Below are 19,289 nucleotides of genomic sequence, written 5' to 3' on the forward strand. Positions count from 1 at the left end.
GGTGGATGCCTGGGCATCAGGAGCTGATGAAGGACGTGGGAGGCTGCGATATGCCTCGGGGAGCTGTCAACCGAGCTGAGATCCGAGGATTTCCGAATGGGGTAACCCGGCACCCGTCATGGGGTGTCACCATCATCTGAATGTATAGGGTGGTGGGGGTAACGCGGGGAAGTGAAACATCTCAGTACCCGTAGGAAGAGAAAACAAGTGTGATTCCGTGAGTAGTGGCGAGCGAAAGCGGAGGAGGCTAAACCGTGTACGTGTGATACCTGGCAGGGGTTGCGTGTGCGGGGTTGTGGGACCCACCTTGTCTGGTCTGCCAGCCGGGCGGAGAGTGATAAAATGCGCGTGTTAGTCGAATCAGTTTGGGATACTGGACCGGAGACCGTGAGAGTCGGGTAGGCGAAAACCGTGCATCTTTCTTGGTGGTGTTCCCGAGTAGCAGCGAGCTCGTGGAATTTGCTGTGAATCTGGCGGGACCACCCGCTAAGCCTAAATACTCCCTGGTGACCGATAGCGGACGAGTACCGTGAGGGAAAGGTGAAAAGTACCCCGGGAGGGGAGTGAAAGAGTACCTGAAACCGTGTGCCTACAAGCCGTCAGAGCAGTCTTAGCAACTGTGATGGCGTGCCTTTTGAAGAATGAGCCTGCGAGTTAGTGGTGCGTGGCGAGGTTAACCCGTGTGGGGTAGCCGTAGCGAAAGCGAGTCTGAATAGGGCGTTTGAGTCGCGTGCTCTAGACCCGAAGCGGGGTGATCTACCCATGGCCAGGGTGAAGCGCCGGTAAGACGGCGTGGAGGCCCGAACCCACCAGGGTTGAAAACCTGGGGGATGAGCTGTGGGTAGGGGTGAAAGGCCAATCAAACTCCGTGATAGCTGGTTCTCCCCGAAATGCATTTAGGTGCAGCGTCGTGTGTTTCTTGCTGGGGGTAGAGCACTGGATGGTCTAGGGGGCCTACAAGCTTACCGAAATCAACCAAACTCCGAATACCAGTAAGTGAGAGCACGGCAGTGAGACTGCGGGCGATAAGGTTCGTGGTCGAGAGGGAAACAGCCCAGAACGCCAGCTAAGGCCCCTAAGTGTGCGCTAAGTGGGAAAGGATGTGGGGTCGCCGAGACAACCAGGAGGTTGGCTTAGAAGCAGCCATCCTTGAAAGAGTGCGTAATAGCTCACTGGTCAAGTGGTCCTGCGCCGACAATGTAGCGGGGCTGAAGCGTACCGCCGAAGCTGTGTCACTCACATGATAAGTCGGTCCTGAGGCTTTCGAGTTTGAGGATCTAGCTGTGTGGGTGGGTAGGGGAGCGTCCTGCATCCAGGGAAGCCGGGGTGGAAACCACTGGTGGAGGGTGTGGGAGTGAGAATGCAGGCATGAGTAGCGAAAGCAGAGTGAGAAACTCTGCCGCCGGATGACCAAGGGTTCCTGGGCCAGGTTAATCCGCCCAGGGTAAGTCGGGACCTAAGGCGAGGCCGACAGGCGTAGTCGATGGACAACGGGTTGATATTCCCGTACCCGTGTGGATGCGTCCCTGGCGAGGCTGCTGAGACTAACCACCCGAACCTGCTTTCCTGTCTTCGGATGGGTGGGTGGGGGAGCGTGGGACCTGAGGTGGTAGTAGCCAAACGATGGGGTGACGCAGGAGGGTAGCTCCGCCAGCTGATGGTGACTGGTGCAAGCCCGTAGCCTGTGACGTAGGTAAATCCGCGTTGCGTGATGGGTGAGAGGTGATGCATAGCCGAATGAGGCGAAGTAGGGTGATCCCATGCTGCCGAGAAAAGCCTCTAGTGAGTGTCCGTGCGGCCCGTACCCCAAACCGACACAGGTGGTCAGGTAGAGAATACCAAGGCGATCGGGTGAACTGTGGTTAAGGAACTCGGCAAAATGCCCCCGTAACTTCGGGAGAAGGGGGGCCACAGGGCTTGAAGCTCCGTTGCGGGCTAGGGTCAGGTGGCCGCAGAGACCAGCGAGAAGCGACTGTTTACTAAAAACACAGGTCCGTGCGAAGTCGCAAGACGATGTATACGGACTGACGCCTGCCCGGTGCTGGAACGTTAAGAGGACCGCTTAGCTCATTTCGGTGGGCGAAGGTGAGAATTTAAGCGCCAGTAAACGGCGGTGGTAACTATAACCATCCTAAGGTAGCGAAATTCCTTGTCGGGTAAGTTCCGACCTGCACGAATGGCGTAACGACTTCTCGGCTGTCTCAACCACAGGCCCGGCGAAATTGCACTACGAGTAAAGATGCTCGTTACGCGCGGCAGGACGGAAAGACCCCGGGACCTTTACTATAGCTTGGTATTGGTGCTTGGTTCGGCTTGTGTAGGATAGGTGGGAGACTGTGAAGTGGCCACGCCAGTGGTTGTGGAGTCATCGTTGAAATACCACTCTGGTCGTACTGGGTGTCTAACTTCGGACCGTGATCCGGTTCAGGGACAGTGCCTGGTGGGTAGTTTAACTGGGGCGGTTGCCTCCTAAAGAGTAACGGAGGCGCCCAAAGGTTCCCTCAGCCTGGTTGGCAATCAGGTGTTGAGTGTAAGTGCACAAGGGAGCTTGACTGTGAGACCGACGGGTCGAGCAGGGACGAAAGTCGGGACTAGTGATCCGGCACCTCCTGGTGGAAGGGGTGTCGCTCAACGGACAAAAGGTACCCCGGGGATAACAGGCTGATCTTGCCCAAGAGTCCATATCGACGGCATGGTTTGGCACCTCGATGTCGGCTCGTCGCATCCTGGGGCTGGAGTAGGTCCCAAGGGTTGGGCTGTTCGCCCATTAAAGCGGCACGCGAGCTGGGTTTAGAACGTCGTGAGACAGTTCGGTCCCTATCCGCCGCGCGCGTAGGAGACTTGAGGAAGGCTGTCCCTAGTACGAGAGGACCGGGACGGACGAACCTCTGGTGTGCCAGTTGTCCCGCCAGGGGCATGGCTGGTTGGCTACGTTCGGGAGGGATAACCGCTGAAGGCATCTAAGCGGGAAGCCTGTTCCAAGATGAGGTCTCCCACCCCTTTGTGGGTTAAGGCCCCCACCGAGACCAGTGGGTTGATAGGCCAGAGATGGAAGCGCAGTAATGTGTGGAGTTGACTGGTACTAATAGGCCGAGGACTTACCCATAAAACGCATCAAAGTTTTTTGCTTCGGCATCCACTATGCAACTCTGAAACACCAACCCACGTGTGTGTGGTTGTTTGATTGTTTCATAGGGTTTCGGCGGTTATAGCGGTGGGGAAACGCCCGGTCCCATTCCGAACCCGGAAGCTAAGCCCTCCAGCGCCGATGGTACTGCACTCGACAGGGTGTGGGAGAGTAGGACACCGCCGAGCATTCATTCCCACGAGCCCCGCGATTTTCGCGGGGCTCGTTGGCTTTTCCGGGCCGGTGCGGAAAGGTGGTCCCCGTGGCCACCTACGTACTGATCCACGGCGCCTCCGACGCGTTCTACTGGCACAGGGTGATCCCGCTGCTCCAGAGCCGCGGCCACGAGGTCGTCGCGCCCGACCTGCCCATCGACGACGACGGTGCGGGCTTCGCCGACTACGCCGACACCGTCGTCAGGGCGATGACCGAGGCCGTCGGGCATCCCACGGACCTCGTGGTCGTCGGCCAGTCCATGGGTGCGTTCACCGCGCCGATCATCTGCCAGCGCCTCCAGGTCGAGCTGCTCGTCCTGGTCGCCCCGATGATCCCGGCACCCGGCGAGACGCTCGGCGCCTGGTGGGACAACACCGGCCAGTCACAGGCCGAGCGCGAGTTCGCCGAGCGGGAGGGACGCGACCCCGACGCCGCGTTCGACGTGATGACGACCTTCCTGCACGACGTGCCGCAGGACACCATCGAGGCCGTGCTCCAGCATGGCGTGCCCGGCCAGTCGGAGACCATCTTCGCCCAGCCGTGGCCGATGGACGCGTGGCCGGCGGTGCCGACCCGGGTGCTGATCGGGCGCGACGACCGGCTCCTCCCTGCCGACCTGCTCCGCCGCGTCGCCGTGGAACGGCTCGGCATCACGCCGGACGAGACCCCGGGCGGACACCTGCTGGCGTTCGGGCACCCGGACGCCGTCGTCGACTGGCTGGAGTCCTACCGGAGCGAGGTCGTCGGCTAATTGGCTGGACGGTTCCGGCCGCCCGGACCAGCCTGAGGCCATGGAGGTACGCGCGCACACCGACCCCGACGGGTTCCGCGCCGCGATCGACACCTGGTACTCCGCCGACCCCGTCCGGCACACCCTCGCGCTGTCCGTGATGGCCCGCTTCCTCGACGACCCGGCCATCTCCGCGGTCATGCTCACCGTCCACGACGCCGGCGGCGGACTGGCCGGCGCCGCCCTGCGCACCCCGCCCTGGCCGCTCATCATCAGCGGGCTGCCGGCAGGAGCACACCCGCCGGTCGCCGCCGCGTTGGTCGACCTCGACCCAGAGCTGCCCGGCGTGACCGGCCCCCGCGAGCTGGCCGAGAGCTTCGCCGCGGCGTGGGCCGGTCGGACGGGCGCGGGGTTGGACGAGGCGCTGGCCAGCCGGCTCTACGAGCTCGACGAGCTGCACCCGCCGACCGTGCCCGGGGGCCGGCGGTTCGCCACCGAGGCCGACCTCCCGCTGCTGCTGCGGTGGCGGCTCGAGTTCCAGGCCGAGGCCATCGGCCACACCCGTGGCGTCGGCCAGGTCGGCGAGCAGCTGCGGCGGGGCCTGGCCGGCGGTGACGGGCTGCTCCTATGGGAGCGCGACGGCCAGGACGTGTCCATGGCGTCGGCCAACCTGCCGGTCGCGGGCATGAGCCGGGTCATGTCCGTGTACACCCCGCCCGAGCTTCGCGGCCACGGATACGGCTCGGCCGTGACCGCCGCCGCCTCCCGGTGGGCCCGCGACGCCGGAGCGAAGCACGTGCTGCTGTTCACCGACCTGGCCAACCCGACCTCGAACTCGATCTACCGCAAGATCGGCTACCGCGAGGTGTTCGACACCTGCGAGATCGAGTTCACCCCCGCGCCGTGACGGCCACCCGAAACGCCTGGCTACCCTGAGAACGTGACCCGTCTGCTCGTCATCCAACCCGACGCGTCGGACCCCGTCGGGCCGCTCGGTGACTGGCTGGCCGACGCCGGGGCCGAGCTCCACGTCGTCGCGCCGCCGGCCGACCCGCTGCCCGCCGACCTCGCCGGGTACGCCGGGCTGGTGTGCCTCGGCGGCGGCATGGGTGCGAACGACGACATCGACCACCCGTGGCTCGCCGACGTGCGCCGGCTGCTCGCCGCGGCCGTCGGCCAGCAGCTGCCGACGCTCGCCATCTGCCTCGGCGGACAGCTGCTCGCGGTCGCCGCGGGCGGCCGGGTCGTAGTGGGGGAGGACGGGCCGGAGGTCGGCCCGCACCTGGTCGCCAAGCGGGACGTCGGCTGGACCGACCCGCTGTTCGCCGAGCTGCCGTTCATGCCCGACGTGCTCCAGTTCCACTCCGACGTGATCGACCGGCTGCCGGCGAACAGCGTGCTGCTCGCGTCGGCCACCCGCTACCCGAACCAGGCGTACCGGGTCGGCCGGTGCGCGTACGGCCTGCAGTTCCACATCGAGACCACCACCGACACCGTGCTCGCCTGGGCCCGCGACTGCCCGCGGGAGGCCGAGTTCGCCCGCCCCGGCGCGCTGACCGCCGAGCGGCTCGATCAGCTGCACGCCGACCTCGCGGAGACCTGGCGCCCGTTCGCCACCGAGTTCGTTCGGCTCGCGGCGGGCGAGCTGTCGCCGGCGGGCCCGGCGCCGCTGCCGCTGCTCGGCCACTAGCGAGCCACCCCTCATGGCCGACCGCGTCCGCTCGACACCCTCGACCGCCCGGTACGGGCTCACCGACGACCGCGCCGCCGCACACCTGAGCGCGGCCGGCTGGTGGGGCGAGGCCGGCCCGGCGCCGGACCGAGAGACCAGCATGGTGGCGCTGTCCCGCAGCCCCGACCCCGACCTCGCGCTGCTCGCCCTCGACCGGATCCGCACCGCCGACACCGGCGGCTGGCCCGCGCTCGACCGGGCCATAGCCACCGATCGCGGGCTGCGCGGCCGGCTGCTCGCCGTGTTCGGCGGCTCGAGCGCGCTGGCCGACTTCGTGATCGCGCGCTCGGGGGAGTGGCGCCGGCTGCTGACCGACCGGCGGCACTCGGTCGCCGACTACCCGGCTGTCCTGCTCGAGTCCGTCGACGCCGGGGAGGACGGGGTCGCGCGCCGGACGGGGGCCGATGCCGTCCGCACACTGCGGGCCGCCTACCGCGGGCTGCTGCTGGAGATCGCCGCCGACGACCTCGGCCACCTCGTCGAACCCGGGCTGCCGGTGCCCACCTACGCGCAGACCACCGGCCGGCTGACCGCGCTCGCCGAGGCCGCCATGCGGGCGGCGCTGGCCGTGGCCGCCGCGGCCGCCGGCGACGCCCGGGACGGGTGCCGGCTCACCGTGATCGCCATGGGCAAGTGCGGCGGCCACGAGCTCAACTACGTCAGCGACGTGGACGTGCTGTTCGTGGGGGACGGCGACCTGGAGGTGGCCACTCGCATGGCCAGCACCATGATCCGGGTCGCCGGCCAGTCGTGCTTCGAGGTCGACGCCGCGCTGCGGCCCGAGGGCAAGGCGGGGCCCCTGGTGCGCACGCTCGACGGGCACGCCGCGTACTTCGACCGCTGGGCGCGTACCTGGGAGTTCCAGGCGCTGCTCAAGGCCCGCCCGGTCGCCGGCGACGCGGCGCTCGGCGAGGGCTACCTCGACGTCGTGCGGCCGCTGGTCTGGGCGGCGGCCGACCGGGACAACTTCGTCGACGACGTGCGCGCGATGCGCCGGCGGGTCGAGGACCACGTGCCCACCGACCTGCTCGACCGCGAGCTCAAGCTCGGCCGCGGGGGCCTGCGCGACGTCGAGTTCGCCGTGCAGCTGCTGCAGCTCGTGCACGGCCGCAACGACGAGTCCCTCCGCCGGCGGTCCACTGTGGACACCCTGGCGGCACTGGGCGAGGGCGGCTACGTGGGTCGCACCGACTCGGCCGAGATGGGGGAGTCCTACCGGTTCCTACGGCTGGTCGAGCACCGGCTGCAGCTGCAGCGGCTGCGCCGTACCCACCTGTTCCCGCAGGCCGGCGACACCGACGAGCTGCGCTGGCTCGCGCGTGCCGCCGGGATCAGGCCGGATCGTGGCAAGGCGGAGGGCGAGGTCCTCCAGGCGGAGTTCCAGCGGCACCTGCGGCGGATCCGCCGGCTGCACGAGAAGCTGTTCTACCGGCCGCTGCTCGAGGCCGTGGCCCGAGTTCCCGGTGAGGCGCTGCGCCTGTCGGCCGAGGCGGCCGAGGCCCGGTTGGCCGCGCTCGGCTACGCGGCTCCGGACGGCGCGCTGCGGCACATCGAGGCGCTGACCGCCGGGATGTCGCGACGCGCGGCGATCCAGCGCGCGCTGTTGCCGGCGTTGCTGGAGATGCTCGCCGAGACACCCGACCCGGACGGCGGCCTGCTCGCGTACCGGCGGGTGTCCGAGGCACTGGCCAGCACCGAGTGGTACCTGCGGGTGCTGCGTGACGAGGCGGCCGTGGTCGAGCGGCTCGCGACCCTGCTCGGCACGGCCAAGCTCGTGCCCGACCTCATCGTGCGCGCGCCCGAGGTGCTGCGGCTGCTCAGCGACCCCGAGCAGCTGGCCGGCCGGGACACCGCGGAGGTGGCGACGTCGCTGCGCCAGGCGGTGAACCGGCAGGCGTACCTGGGCAACGCGGTCGCCGCGGCGCGGTCGCTGCGCCGTCACGAGCTGCTGCGGGTGGCGGCGGCGGACCTGCTGGGGTTCATGGACGTGCTGACCGTGTGCCACGCGCTGTCCAGCGTGTGGGTGGCGGTGCTGCAGGCGACGCTCGCGGCGGTCGACCGGGCCGAGTCGGTGTCCGCTGGCGGTCGGCGGGCCCGGATCGCGGTGATCGGCATGGGCCGGCTCGGTGGCGGGGAGCTGGGCTACGGCTCGGACGCGGACGTGCTGTTCGTGTGCGAGCCGGTCGAGGGCGTGTCGGACGCGGACGCGGTGAAGTACGCGGGCCGGGTCGCGCAGAGCGTGCGCAAGCAGCTGGGGGCGCCGAGTCAGGACCCGCCGCTGCAGGTGGACGTCGATCTGCGGCCAGAAGGCCGGCAGGGGTCGCTCGTGCGAACGCTCGAGTCCTACCGGGCCTACTACGAGCAGTGGGCGCAGGTGTGGGAGGCGCAGGCGCTGCTGCGGGCCCTGCCGATCGCGGGCGACGAGGACCTCGGCGCGCGGTTCATCGAGATGATCGACCCGATCCGGTACCCGGAGGGCGGGCTCGACGCCGCACGCGTCCGGGAGATCAGACGGATCAAGGCGCGGGTGGACACCGAGCGGCTGCCGCGCGGCGCGGACCCGGCCACGCACATGAAGCTGGGCCGCGGTGGGCTCGCCGACGTCGAGTGGACGTTGCAGCTGCTGGCGCTGCGCCACGCGCACGAGGTGCCGTCCCTGCGCACTACGTCCACAGTGGACGGTCTTCGTGCGGCCGTGGCAGCCGGGCTGGTGGCCGAGGCCGACGCGGCCGCGTTGCGCGAGGCGTGGTTGCTGGCCACCCACGCGCGCAACGCGGCGACCGTGGTGCGGGGCAAGGTGTCCGACCAGCTCCCGGCCGCGGGCCGCGAGCTCGTGGCGGTGGCGGCGGTGCTGCGGCCCGACGCCGACCCCGGGGAGTTCGTCGACTCCTACCGGCGCACGCTGCGGCGGTCGCGTGGCGTGGTCGAGCGGCTGTTCTACGAGGGTTAACTCACGTGAGCCGGCTTTCGTCGGTGCCCGCTTCTACAGTTGGGGCATGGCCGGCTTCCGGATCCCGATCGTCGTGCGCAGCTACGAGCTGGACTCGCTCGGGCACGTCAACCATGCCGTGTACCACCAGTACGCCGAGGTCGCGCGCATGTCCGGGTTCGCCGCGGCCGGTTGCGACTGGGACGGGTTGCTGGACCGGCGCATCGCGTCGGTGCTGCTGAGCACCACGGTCAACTTCCGCCGCGAGCTGCGTGCGAGCGAGCACATCGAGGTGACCTGCGAGGTCAAGTTCGGCACGGGCAAGACGTTCAACGTCAACTCGATGATCCTGAAGGCGGACGGCACGGTGGCCGCCGAGGTCTACTGCATCGTGGGGCTGATGGGCCTCGACGCCCGCAAGCTGCTGGTCGACCCGCGCGGCGTGCTCGAGTCGAACGGGTTCGACGCGGCCGTGCTGTCGGGCACGGACTGACCATCGCGGCCGGGGGTGCGAGAAACGGCCCGGCGATCGGGTCTTCCCGCGATCGCCGGGCCGTGGCTCCAGTGGCCTACACGTCGTAGTAGAGGGCGAACTCGAACGGGTGCGGGCGCAGCCGCAGCGGGTCGATCTCGTGCTCGCGCTTGAAGTCGATCCACGTCTCGATCACGTCTGGCGTGAAGACGCCGCCCTCGAGCAGGAACTCGTGGTCGGCCTCCAGGCTGTCCAGCACCGCGTTCAACGACGCCGGCACGGTGGCCACGTCCTTGGCCTCCTCGGGCGGCAGCTCGTAGAGGTCCTTGTCGATCGGCGTGGGCGGCTCGATCTTGTTCTTGATGCCGTCCATGCCGGCCATCACCATCGCGGAGAACGCGAGGTACGGGTTGCCGGACGAGTCGGGGCAGCGGAACTCGATGCGCTTGGCCTTCGCGTTGTCGCCGGTGATCGGGATGCGTACGCACGCCGACCGGTTGCGCTGCGAGTACACCAGGTTGACCGGCGCCTCGAAGCCCGGCACCAGGCGGTGGTAGGAGTTCACCGTCGGGTTGGTGAACGCCAGCAGGCTCGGCGCGTGGTGCAGCAGCCCGCCGATGTAGTGCCGCGCGGAGTCGGACAGGCCGGCGTACCCGGACTCGTCGTAGAACAGCGGCTCGCCGTCCTTCCACAGGGACTGGTGGCAGTGCATGCCGGAGCCGTTGTCGCCGAAGAGCGGCTTGGGCATGAACGTCGCGGACTTGCCGGCGGCCCACGCGGTGTTCTTCACGATGTACTTGAACAGCTGCAGGTCGTCCGCGGCGTGCAGGAGCGTGTTGAACTTGTAGTTGATCTCGGCCTGGCCCGCGGTGCCGACCTCGTGGTGCGCGCGCTCCACGGTGAAGCCGCTGCCGAACAGGTTCGTCACGATCTCCGCGCGCAGGTCGGCGAAGTGGTCGATCGGCGGCACTGGGAAGTACCCGCTCTTGTACTTGGTCTTGTAGCCGCGGTTGCCGCCCGCCTCGTCCGCACCGGTGTTCCACCAGCCCTCGACGGAGTCGATCTCGTGGAAGGAGCCGTTCTCCGCGCTGTCGAATCGTACGGAGTCGAAGATGTAGAACTCGGCCTCCGGCCCGAAGTACGCGGTGTCGGCGATGCCGGACTCGGCCAGGTACTCCTCGGCCTTGCGCGCGATGTTGCGCGGGTCGCGGCTGTACGCCTCGCGGGTCAGCGGATCGTGCACGAAGAAGTTGATGTTGAGCGTCTTGTCGGCGCGGAACGGGTCGACGCGCGCGGTGGCCAGGTCGGGCAGCAGGAGCATGTCCGACTCGTGGATCTGCTGGAACCCACGCACCGAGGAGCCGTCGAACGCCAGGCCATCGTCGATGGTGCCCTCGTCGAACGACTGAACCGGCACCGTGAAGTGCTGCATGATGCCCGGCAGGTCGCAGAACCGGACATCGATGAACTTCACCTCTTCGTTCGAGATGAAGCTGAGGACCTCATCGGAAGTGTTGAACACGCTCGTTGGCTCCTAACTCTTGCTCAAACGCTCCGCCGCCAAGCTATGAGCGCGGTGTTGCCCGACCATCACCCTTATGTTTCGCCGGTGTTAACGACCGGTCTACAGCCCTCGAGCATGCCATCCAACCCTCGGGCGCACCTGGTTCTAGGCTGGAGGGGTGAGCAGATGGACCGGGACGTGGCTGTCAGGACTGGGCGGGGCGGAGTCCAGCACCCCGCAGCAGTGGCCCGGCGAGCGGCTGGGCCTGCCGCGCTCGGGCCCGGGCTCGGTGGCCTCACGCGGCGTGCGGTTCGCGGCGCTGTTCCTCGACCTCGTCATAGCCGGCCTCGTGACGAGCCTGTTCGTGCCGGTTGACGTGCAGCGGCCGGAGATCATGCAGACCTTCAACTACTGGGCGATCCTGGTGTGGTTCGTGATCACGGTCAGTGCCGTGTCGTTCTTCGGCTTCACGGCGGGCAAGGCGGCGCTGGGCATTCGGGTGGCGCGGCTGGACGGCGCCGCCCTGGTCGGTCCGCTGCGGGCGATCGCACGAACGATCATGACCGCCCTGATCGTGCCGGCGGCCATCTCGGACGCCGATGGCCGCGGCCTCCACGACCGGGCCGTGGGCACGATCGTCCTACGCACCCGCTAACGCAGCCGTTCGAGCGCGATCTTCACCGGGAACGGCGTGTCCGTGATCCGGCCTGCTGAAGCCGGGTGCGCTTGGATCCGCCCAACCGAGGGTCGACGGCTACTCCCTTCCGTTGCTGATCACCGTCGCACGCGCCACACGCGCAATGGGGTTCCCCGGTTCAGCGGCGGCGCATCGCGCGTTGCACGCTGCGCATCTTGGCGCCCTGCGGCATCGGGCCCTTCGGCATCTGCGGGCCGGCGGCCCGGGCGGCCAGCGCGGACATGCGCTTCTCCAGCGTGTCGATCTGTGCCGGCTTGAGGTTGTTCGGCAGCTTCATGATGCGCTGCTGCAGCTTCGCGAGTGGCACCTGGTTCTCGTCGTTGCCGACGGTGAAGTCGTAGATCGGGGTGTCGCCGACGACCCGCGCGACGCGCTTCTTCTCCTGTGCCAGCAGGTTCTTGATCCGGTGTGGGGCGCCCTCGGCCACCAGGATCACCCCGGGCCGGCCGAGCACGCGGTGCACGAAGTCGCCCTGGGTCGTCGCGGCCACGCCGGACGTGACCCGCCAGCGGCCGCGCATGTTGTCCAGTGCCCAGCCCGCGGCACCCGGCTGTCCCTCCGCCTTGCCGTAGACGTTCTTCTGCACCCGACGGCCGAACAGGATCACCGCGCCGAGCAGGCCGAGCGCGATGCCGACCGGCAGCAGGATCCAGTGCATGTCGATGAGCAGGCCCAGACCGAACAGCACGCCGACGACAACGACGACCACCCCGAGCATCAACGGGATGAGCGCCTTGTCCTCCTTGCGCTGCATGTTGAACGCCTGGAAGAGCTGCGACCGCTTGGCCTTGGCCGCCGCCTTCCGTGCCTTCTTCGCCTCGGCAGTCGCCGCCTTGTCCTGCTTGGGAGCCATGACCACCAGGATACGTGGCCGGGCCGACCCGGGTCTCGGCCGACCGGCATGTCCCTGACAGGCGCGGTCAGTGGCGTCTGTCAGGATGCCTCCATGGCTGGGCGGCAGGCGGAATCGGCGACACACGACGATGGGCCGCTCGCCGGGCTGGACCCCGAGCAGCTCACCGCCGCCCAGGCGCCGCGCGGACCGGTGTGCGTGCTGGCCGGCGCCGGCACGGGCAAGACGCGCACGATCGTGCACCGCATCGCGCAGCTCATCCACTCCGGGCACGTCGCCGCCGGTCAGGTGCTCGCGGTGACGTTCACCGCGCGCGCCGCGGGGCAGCTGCGCACCCGGCTGCGCGCGTTGGGCGTGCACGGCGCCCAGGCCCGCACGTTCCACGCCGCGTCACTGCGCCAGCTGCGCTACTTCTGGCCGCGCGTGGTCGGCGGGCCGCAGTGGGACCTGCTCGACAGCAAGGTGCGCGTGGTCAGCCAGGCCGCGCAACGGGCGGGCGCGGGCACCGACGTCGAGGTGCTGCGTGACCTCGCCACCGAGATCGAGTGGGCCAAGGCGTCGATGGTCACCCCGGACGACTACGCCGCGGCCGCCGGGCGGGCACACCGCCAGTCGCCGGCGCCGGTCGAGCTCGTGGCCAGCGTGTACCGGTGGTACGAGTCGTTCAAGGGCCAGGCCAACCTGCTGGACTTCGACGACCTGCTGCTGCACACCGCCGCCGCGCTCGAGGAGCACTCGATGGTCGCCGAGGAGTTCCGCGACCGCTACCGGTGCTTCGTGGTCGACGAGTACCAGGACGTCACGCCGCTGCAGCAGCGGGTGCTCGACGCCTGGCTCGGCGAGCGCGACGACCTGACCGTGGTGGGCGACGCGAACCAGACGATCTACTCCTTCGCCGGTGCCTCGCCGCGGCCGCTGCTCGGCTTCACCCGCCGGTTCCCGAGCGCCACGGTCGTGCGGCTGGAGCGGGACTACCGGTCGACGCCCGAGGTCGTGGCGCTCGCGAACCGGGTGATCGGCGCCGCGCGGGAGCGGCCGGCCGGCTCGCGGCTGCAGCTCGTCGGCCAGCTCGAAGCGGGCCCGGATCCGGTGTTCGCCGAGTACGACGACGAGCCGGCCGAGGCCGCGGCGGTGGCCAGGCGGATCTCCGAGCTGATCGACGCGGGAACGCCGGCCAGCGAGATCGCCGTGCTGTACCGAGTCAACGCGCAGTCGGAGACCTACGAGCAGGCGCTGTCCGAGCTCGACATCCCGTACCTGGTGCGCGGCGGCGAGCGGTTCTTCGCACGGACCGAAATTCGCCAGGCGACCGTCGCGCTGCGCACCGCGGCCGCGGCCCGGCCGACGGGCGAGCTGCCCAAGATCGTGCGCGAGCTGCTCGAGCCGCTCGGGCTCACCGCCGACCCGCCGGCGGGTCGTGCGGCCCGCGAGCGCTGGGGGTCGCTGCTGGCCATGGTCGAGCTGGCCGAGGAGCTGGCGGCCACGGTCGAGGGTGCCGACCTCGCGCAGTACGTGGCCGAGCTGGACATGCGGGCGCGTTCGCAGCACCCGCCGAAGGTCGAGGGCGTCACGCTGGCGTCCCTGCACGCGGCGAAGGGGCTGGAGTGGGACGCGGTGTTCCTCGTGGGGCTGGTCGAGGGCACGATGCCGATCCTGCACGCCGACGGCAACGAGGTGGCGGTCGAGGAGGAGCGCCGGCTGCTGTACGTCGGCGTGACCCGGGCGCGGCGGTCCCTGTCACTGTCGTGGGCGCTGGCCCGCGCGGAGGGCGGGCGGCGCAACCGTAGGCGTAGCCGGTTCCTCTACGGGCTGATTCCCGAGAACCACCCGACCTCCCGTCTGGCTCGGACCCGGCAGCGGGACGGCGCGGCGGCGCCACGGTGCCGGGTTTGCGGCGCTGCGCTGCTCGGCGCGGCGGCGGTCAAGCTCGGCCGGTGCGCGTCGTGCCCCGCGGATCTGGACGAGGAACTCCTGGCCAGGCTCAAGGAGTGGCGGGCGAAGCGGGCGCGGGCGCTGAAGGTGCCGGCGTACGTCGTGTTCACCGACGCGACCCTGATGGCGATCGCCGAGCAGCGTCCGACCGACGCCGCCGCCCTCGTCGCCATTGCCGGTATCGGCGCGAGCAAACTGGACAAATTCGGCACTGAGGTGTTGTCGTTGCTCCGCGCCGACGGGTGACCCGTAACGCATCACGGCGAAGTACCGAAAAACCTGTTGCGGGCATGAGTCGCTGGCACATAGCCTGCATGAGCAGGTCGGGAATGCCCGGCAGAATTTGAGACGTGTGAGGAGGTGGCCAGTCGTGGAGAACATCGTGATCATGTGCGCCCCTGGCTACCCCACGTCCGGGGCTACGGCCGCGCCCACGGTTCAGGTCGTCCACCAGGTTAGGACTGTCGCGTTCAAGCGTGACCGTTTCGCGACCACCGGTGTCGCCGTTCCGCAGATCGCCGATCTCCCGTCCGATGTGTCCGCCATGACTTCCGAGCGAAGAACTTGACGCCCTGTCAAGTCTCCAGGCTCACGAAGGCCGCGGACCCGTAAATCGGATCCGCGGCCTTCGTGTTTTTTCAGGGATATCAACAAAAACCGCGATCAAGGAGTACGAGAACAGGAGTTGCACGTCATGTCTACCGCGACTGTCCCACTCTCGGGTGGGGCACCACCGGACCTGCTCAGCTCTGGCGGGCTCGGCGTGAGCGAGCTGCTCGACGTCGCGCCGTCGGCCGGGCTGGACTTGCCCTGCCGGTCGGGTAGCAACCCCGACCTGTGGTTCGCCGACACCCCTGCCGAGCTCGAGCGGGCGAAGCAGCTGTGCCTGGACTGCCCGGTGCGCAGCGAGTGCCTCGCCAGCGCGCTGGCCCGGCAGGAGCCATGGGGTGTCTGGGGTGGCGAGATCTTCGAGCGCGGCGTGGTCATCGCCCGCAAGCGGCCCCGGGGCCGTCCGCGCAAGGAGGACGTTGCTCGTGAGGCGGCCGAGCGTGCCGCACGCGCCCAGGAGGCTGCCGCATGAACCCCACAGTGATCGATCCGACGACCGACACCGACCCGATGACCGCCATTCTCTCGAACGGAAGCCAGTCAATGTTGATCTACGAAAATCTCGCCAGAGAACGAATGCGTGAGGCGGAACAGGCCGCTGACCATGCGCGCCTGGTCCGCCGGTTGAACACGGCCAGGCGCTGGGAACGGTTCTCGGCCTGGGCGGCCAGACGCGCCCAGCGCGCGAGCGACCTGCTCTGATCCCTTCGACCGGACACCGCCCGCCACCTCACTGGTGGCGGGCGGTTCGCCGTTTCCGGCCGGATGTCATGGCCGTGGAACGCGTCGGTAACGCGGACGTCACCGATGGCGGCGGGATCGGCCGTACCGTGTCGAGTTGGTTCGACCATTGAGACCGGCCAACGGGACGACGCAGTGGTGACAGGCTCCAGAGGTGACTCCGGCGGACGACGCCGTCCGGCCAAGGCGTCGCGGACTCGCGGGGTAGGCCGAACCGGAGCACGGTTCCCCTCGGCCGCCGACCTCGGCGAGCCCAACCACGCCGAGCCGGGTCACGCCGACCCGGGTCGTGCGGAGTTGGGTCGCGCGGAGTTGGGCCACGTCGGGCCGGGTCGCGCGGACCACGTCGGGCCGGGTCGTGCGGAGTTGGGTCGCGCGGAGCTGGGCCACGCCGGGCCGGGCCGGCCCGAGCCGGGTCGTGCGGAGTCGGGTCGTGCGGAGCCTGAATCGCTCCGGTCGGTATGGCCGGCGGTCAGTCCGGCTGGCTGGCTTGGTCTGGTGGCGCGGGCGAGTTCAGTGCGGTCGGTCGGGCCGGAGACGGAAGCCACGCCCGTGCCCATGATCGGTTTCGGAACGGTGGCTGGGCCGATGCGCCTGGGGCGAGCGGTCCCGCTGACCCGTCCGGCCGGGCCGGCGCGGCCGGCTGGGGCGGACGCGGCGTAGCGGACGTGGGTGGTTGCGCGGGGGGGAGCGGGTTTCGTCGGTGGGGGATGGGCCAGCGAACACTACGAGGCGTCCGGACAGCACGAGTCGCCGCATGCTGCCGATCCGGCCAGAGACGATGGCGCGCGGGTCGGACCGACCGGGGCTCGGTTCGGGCCCTACTCGGCAGGGCGGAAGCGGCGGGGCCATGCCGGGGACGGCAGGTCCTCGGCTCCGTCAGCCCGTGAGTCGGCGGAGCGGGCCGTCATCCGTTGATCTGGAGCACATGCGGCCTTTGTCCCGGCTCGATGGGCGGCCCTCGATGCTCGCTTCCAACGAGTGGACGGCGGCTCTGCCGTGGGCGTCAGCCATAGTTCGGCCTTATGCGCACACCCGGGGGCGAACGCGGTCCAGCCATGATCTCGCGCTTGAGGCGCTCGTCTCCGCCAGCCGCGACGCGACTCGGGGTGGGCAGGAGACCGCCCAGCGGCGGACGATCATCGAGCTTTGTGTGCAGCCGCGGTCGGTCGCGGAGGTCGCCGCTCTGCTGTCCGTGCCGCTCGGAGTCGCTCGCGTGCTTGTCGGTGATCTTGCCGCAGACGGTTCGGTGGTCGTGCATCCCACGGCCGGTGGTCCACCGGACGTCGACATCATGTGCCGGGTCCTGGTCGGGCTCCGCCGCCTGTAGCGACCCTGTCGGGCCGGCGGACTAACGTCGCGGGTATGGCCCACACGCATGACGGCATCGACTGGACCGAGCGGCTCGTCGCGCTGCGGCGCGCGGACGAGGTCGAGGCCGAGTTCAACGGTCCGGTGGCAGAGCGGCTGGTCGACTCCCTGACTCCTGGTGGGTCTCCTCCCGTCGTAGTGGACATCGGATCCGGGGCCGGTGGCATGAGCGCCGCCTTCGCGTCCGCGCTCGCGGCCCGAGGCGGCGGGCGAGTGGTCCTCGCCGACGCCGTCGAGGAGTTGCTCGCCGCCGCCGTCGAGCTCGCCCGGAGCGTGGCCGGCGATACGGTGCGGGTTGACGGCGTGGGGGTGGACGCCGCCGACGACGGTCTGCCCGACGCGCTGCCCGCGGCCGACCTCGTATGGGCATCACGGGTGGTGCACCACCTCCCAGACCAGCAGAAGGCCATCGCCCGCCTCGGCCGTATGCTCGCGCCGGGCGGGTTGCTGGCGCTGTGCGAGGGTGGCCTCGCGACCCGGTGTTTGCCGTGGGACCTCGGCATCGGCGAGCCGGGACTGCAGGATCGGCTGATCGCCGCCCGGGAAGCGTGGTTCGTGCGGATGCGCGCCGAGATTCCCGGCTCGGTCCGGCTGCCCATCGGCTGGACCGGCGCACTGGCCGCCGCCGGCCTGACCGACACGCACTCGTTCAGCTACCTGGTCGACCTCCCGGCGCCGGCCCCGGAACCGGTACGACAGTCCGTTGTGGACTGGCTCGCCTGGATGTCCGGCGTCGGCGAGGACGACCTGTCCGAGTCCGATCGTCAGGTCGTGCAACGGTTGCTGGACACGGACGACGAGGCGTACGTCGGCGCACGGGACGACGTGTTCGTGCTCGGTGCATCGACAGTCCATCTTGGACGTAAGCCGGCTTGACGTACGCTTGTGCGCCATGGCGGACAGGTCATCCGAACCCCCGAGATGTAAGCGCTGCGGCCGTTCGCGTGCCGACGCGACTCCGGCCGAGGCGCTCGCGTGGAGCATGGAGACCGTTGGGCAGGGCCGGAGCTGGCTGTGCCCCGCCTGCGCCCGGACCCATGTGCGCGACATCGAGGGCAAGCTGCCTGACGAGTATTGGTGACGGTCGGGGCTGCTGCATGGATTGGTGACATTTGAGGTCGTTTGCTGGTTGAGTTGGTTGGAAGGGTGTCGCTGTGGCTAAGCCCTGTTCCGGTGAGTTTTGTGAGGATGTTGTCCGGGTGGCCTGGATCCGCGGGCGGGATGTGACTTTGGTGTGGTTTGCCGAGGATTTTGGGTTCTGTGAGGTGATGTTGTCGAAGTGGTTTCGGGTCGTCGTCGAGGATGGGGTGGAGCTCGGTGTCACCGGTGATGAAGCCGTGGAGATCCGCGGGTTGAAGCGCCGCAACCGGCTGCTGGGGCAGGAGACCGAGGTCCTGCGGTGGGCGGCTGCTGACCTGTTCCAGGTGCAGTTGCCGGGGAGGGCTTTACTCGCTCGTGAGTGAGTTCGCCGTTGACGGGATTCCCGTGGCGGTGTCGTGCCGGCTGGCTCAAGATCGACGACCCGGAGTTCGGCTACTGGTTGCTTGCCGACGGGGTCGCTGCGGCCGGGTTCGCTGTGGCGGTGCGCATGGTGTGGCGGATCTGTTCGGACAATGGCTGGTGGAGCGTGTTCGGGAAGGAGAAGGGGGGTAGGAAGGTCAAGGTCCCAGCGCACGACGACCTGGTGCAGCGCTGGTTCACCGTGGACGGCCCGAACAAGGTTTGGCTCACCGACATCACCGAGCATCGCACGGGCGAGGGCAAGCTCTGTCTCTGCGCGATCAAGGAGGTGTGGTCCAACCGAATCGTCGGCTGCTGCATCAGCGACCGGATGGAGTCCTCGATCGCGGTCAACGCGCTCGAGTCAGCCGTTGCCCGCCGGGCTGGTGAGGTGGCTGGGTGCGTGTTTCACAGCGACCGCGGCGGTCAGTTCCGAAGCCGAAAAGCGCCAGCAGGCGCTGTTTCACCACCGAATCGTCGGCTCATTGGGTCAGGCCGGCTCCGCCGGCGTCAACGCCGCCATGGAGAGCTTCTTCTCCCTGCTGCAACGCAACGTCGTGGACCGTCAGCGATGGGAGACCCGAGAAGAGCTACGGATCACGATCCTCACCTGGATCGAGCGGACCTACCACCACCGCCGACGCAAGACCGACTCGCACGATCGACCCCAATCGAGTTCGAAACCATCATGACCAAAGCTGCCACACAGGCAGCCCGACCACCTATCACCTGTACGTGCAGCAGCCCCAGCGGGTCTATCCCATGATCGGTGTTTCCGGCGTTGTTGATCAGTAGGTTTCGGCTCCCGGCCAGCGGTCACCGAAGGTGATGGCGAACGCGTTGATCACGGGCTTCCACCGCATCGTCCATCGGGTG

The 19,289-nt window shown here is 68.7% G+C and carries 13 protein-coding genes, 2 rRNA genes and 1 pseudogene; 14 read left to right on the plus strand and 2 right to left on the minus strand.

What is annotated here, in order from left to right:
• The 7 genes from ACRDTB_RS30640 to ACRDTB_RS30670 all read left to right on the plus strand — a co-directional run.
• A 23S ribosomal RNA gene (locus ACRDTB_RS30640) occupies positions 1-3,106 on the plus strand; the annotation flags it as partial.
• 92 nt (positions 3,107-3,198) lie between these two features.
• Positions 3,199-3,315, plus strand: a 5S ribosomal RNA gene (rrf, locus tag ACRDTB_RS30645).
• Between the two features lie 74 nt (positions 3,316-3,389).
• Entirely contained in the window at positions 3,390-4,094 is a 705-nt protein-coding gene (locus ACRDTB_RS30650) for an alpha/beta fold hydrolase (protein WP_431435667.1), read from the plus strand.
• Between the two features lie 40 nt (positions 4,095-4,134).
• A complete protein-coding gene (locus tag ACRDTB_RS30655) occupies positions 4,135-4,980 on the plus strand; it encodes a GNAT family N-acetyltransferase (RefSeq protein ID WP_431435668.1) in 846 nt (281 codons plus the stop codon).
• 33 nt (positions 4,981-5,013) lie between these two features.
• A complete protein-coding gene (locus tag ACRDTB_RS30660; protein ID WP_431435670.1) occupies positions 5,014-5,763 on the plus strand; it encodes a type 1 glutamine amidotransferase in 750 nt (249 codons plus the stop codon).
• 13 nt (positions 5,764-5,776) lie between these two features.
• The gene (locus ACRDTB_RS30665) at positions 5,777-8,755 is read left to right on the plus strand and encodes a bifunctional [glutamine synthetase] adenylyltransferase/[glutamine synthetase]-adenylyl-L-tyrosine phosphorylase (RefSeq protein ID WP_431435671.1); all 2,979 of its coding nucleotides are present in this window, start codon (positions 5,777-5,779) and stop codon (positions 8,753-8,755) included.
• Positions 8,756-8,801: 46 nt separating this feature from the next.
• Positions 8,802-9,227: an acyl-CoA thioesterase gene (locus ACRDTB_RS30670; RefSeq protein ID WP_431435672.1), complete on the plus strand. Its 426-nt coding sequence runs from the start codon at positions 8,802-8,804 to the stop codon at positions 9,225-9,227.
• 76 nt (positions 9,228-9,303) lie between these two features.
• Here ACRDTB_RS30670 and glnA read toward each other — a convergent pair whose 3' ends face one another.
• On the minus strand, positions 9,304-10,728 hold the full coding sequence (gene glnA / locus ACRDTB_RS30675; RefSeq protein WP_431435673.1) for a type I glutamate--ammonia ligase: 1,425 nt from the start codon (positions 10,726-10,728) through the stop codon (positions 9,304-9,306).
• Between the two features lie 160 nt (positions 10,729-10,888).
• On the opposite strand from glnA, the gene ACRDTB_RS30680 reads away from it, so the two are divergent.
• Positions 10,889-11,365: an RDD family protein gene (locus ACRDTB_RS30680; protein ID WP_431435674.1), complete on the plus strand. Its 477-nt coding sequence runs from the start codon at positions 10,889-10,891 to the stop codon at positions 11,363-11,365.
• 160 nt (positions 11,366-11,525) lie between these two features.
• Here ACRDTB_RS30680 and ACRDTB_RS30685 read toward each other — a convergent pair whose 3' ends face one another.
• The gene (locus ACRDTB_RS30685) at positions 11,526-12,260 is read right to left on the minus strand and encodes a DUF4191 domain-containing protein (protein WP_431435675.1); all 735 of its coding nucleotides are present in this window, start codon (positions 12,258-12,260) and stop codon (positions 11,526-11,528) included.
• A gap of 93 nt (positions 12,261-12,353) precedes the next feature.
• On the opposite strand from ACRDTB_RS30685, the gene ACRDTB_RS30690 reads away from it, so the two are divergent.
• From ACRDTB_RS30690 to ACRDTB_RS30715, 6 genes and pseudogenes are all read left to right on the plus strand, one after another.
• The gene (locus tag ACRDTB_RS30690; protein ID WP_431435677.1) at positions 12,354-14,438 is read left to right on the plus strand and encodes an ATP-dependent DNA helicase UvrD2; all 2,085 of its coding nucleotides are present in this window, start codon (positions 12,354-12,356) and stop codon (positions 14,436-14,438) included.
• A 448-nt stretch (positions 14,439-14,886) separates the two neighbouring features.
• The gene (locus ACRDTB_RS30695; RefSeq protein WP_431435678.1) at positions 14,887-15,273 is read left to right on the plus strand and encodes a WhiB family transcriptional regulator; all 387 of its coding nucleotides are present in this window, start codon (positions 14,887-14,889) and stop codon (positions 15,271-15,273) included.
• A complete protein-coding gene (locus ACRDTB_RS30700; protein WP_431435679.1) occupies positions 15,270-15,503 on the plus strand; it encodes a hypothetical protein in 234 nt (77 codons plus the stop codon). Before ACRDTB_RS30695 ends, ACRDTB_RS30700 begins: the two co-directional genes overlap by 4 nt.
• Before the next feature lie 1,003 nt (positions 15,504-16,506).
• A complete protein-coding gene (locus ACRDTB_RS30705) occupies positions 16,507-16,872 on the plus strand; it encodes a DUF742 domain-containing protein (protein ID WP_431435680.1) in 366 nt (121 codons plus the stop codon).
• Between the two features lie 35 nt (positions 16,873-16,907).
• The gene (locus tag ACRDTB_RS30710) at positions 16,908-17,789 is read left to right on the plus strand and encodes a class I SAM-dependent methyltransferase (protein WP_431435681.1); all 882 of its coding nucleotides are present in this window, start codon (positions 16,908-16,910) and stop codon (positions 17,787-17,789) included.
• A gap of 278 nt (positions 17,790-18,067) precedes the next feature.
• Positions 18,068-19,179, plus strand: a pseudogene (locus ACRDTB_RS30715) (IS3 family transposase).
• Positions 19,180-19,289: the final 110 nt, after the last annotated feature.

Origin of the sequence: Actinophytocola sp. (genome assembly GCF_050699935.1) — a bacterium.
In the GTDB taxonomy this organism is placed as follows: Bacteria; Actinomycetota; Actinomycetes; order Mycobacteriales; family Pseudonocardiaceae; genus Actinophytocola.

Bases quoted from the DNA above. Each gene is read 5' to 3' on its own strand.
- ACRDTB_RS30655 (WP_431435668.1), top strand. From the start codon at position 4,135: ATGGAGGTACGCGCGCACACCGACCCCGACGGGTTCCGCGCCGCGATC.
- ACRDTB_RS30665 (WP_431435671.1), top strand. From the start codon at position 5,777: ATGGCCGACCGCGTCCGCTCGACACCCTCGACCGCCCGGTACGGGCTC.
- ACRDTB_RS30670 (WP_431435672.1), top strand. From the start codon at position 8,802: ATGGCCGGCTTCCGGATCCCGATCGTCGTGCGCAGCTACGAGCTGGAC.
- ACRDTB_RS30685 (WP_431435675.1), bottom strand. From the start codon at position 12,260: ATGGCTCCCAAGCAGGACAAGGCGGCGACTGCCGAGGCGAAGAAGGCA.
- ACRDTB_RS30690 (WP_431435677.1), top strand. From the start codon at position 12,354: ATGGCTGGGCGGCAGGCGGAATCGGCGACACACGACGATGGGCCGCTC.
- ACRDTB_RS30695 (WP_431435678.1), top strand. From the start codon at position 14,887: ATGTCTACCGCGACTGTCCCACTCTCGGGTGGGGCACCACCGGACCTG.
- ACRDTB_RS30700 (WP_431435679.1), top strand. From the start codon at position 15,270: ATGAACCCCACAGTGATCGATCCGACGACCGACACCGACCCGATGACC.
- ACRDTB_RS30705 (WP_431435680.1), top strand. From the start codon at position 16,507: ATGCTCGCTTCCAACGAGTGGACGGCGGCTCTGCCGTGGGCGTCAGCC.
- ACRDTB_RS30710 (WP_431435681.1), top strand. From the start codon at position 16,908: ATGGCCCACACGCATGACGGCATCGACTGGACCGAGCGGCTCGTCGCG.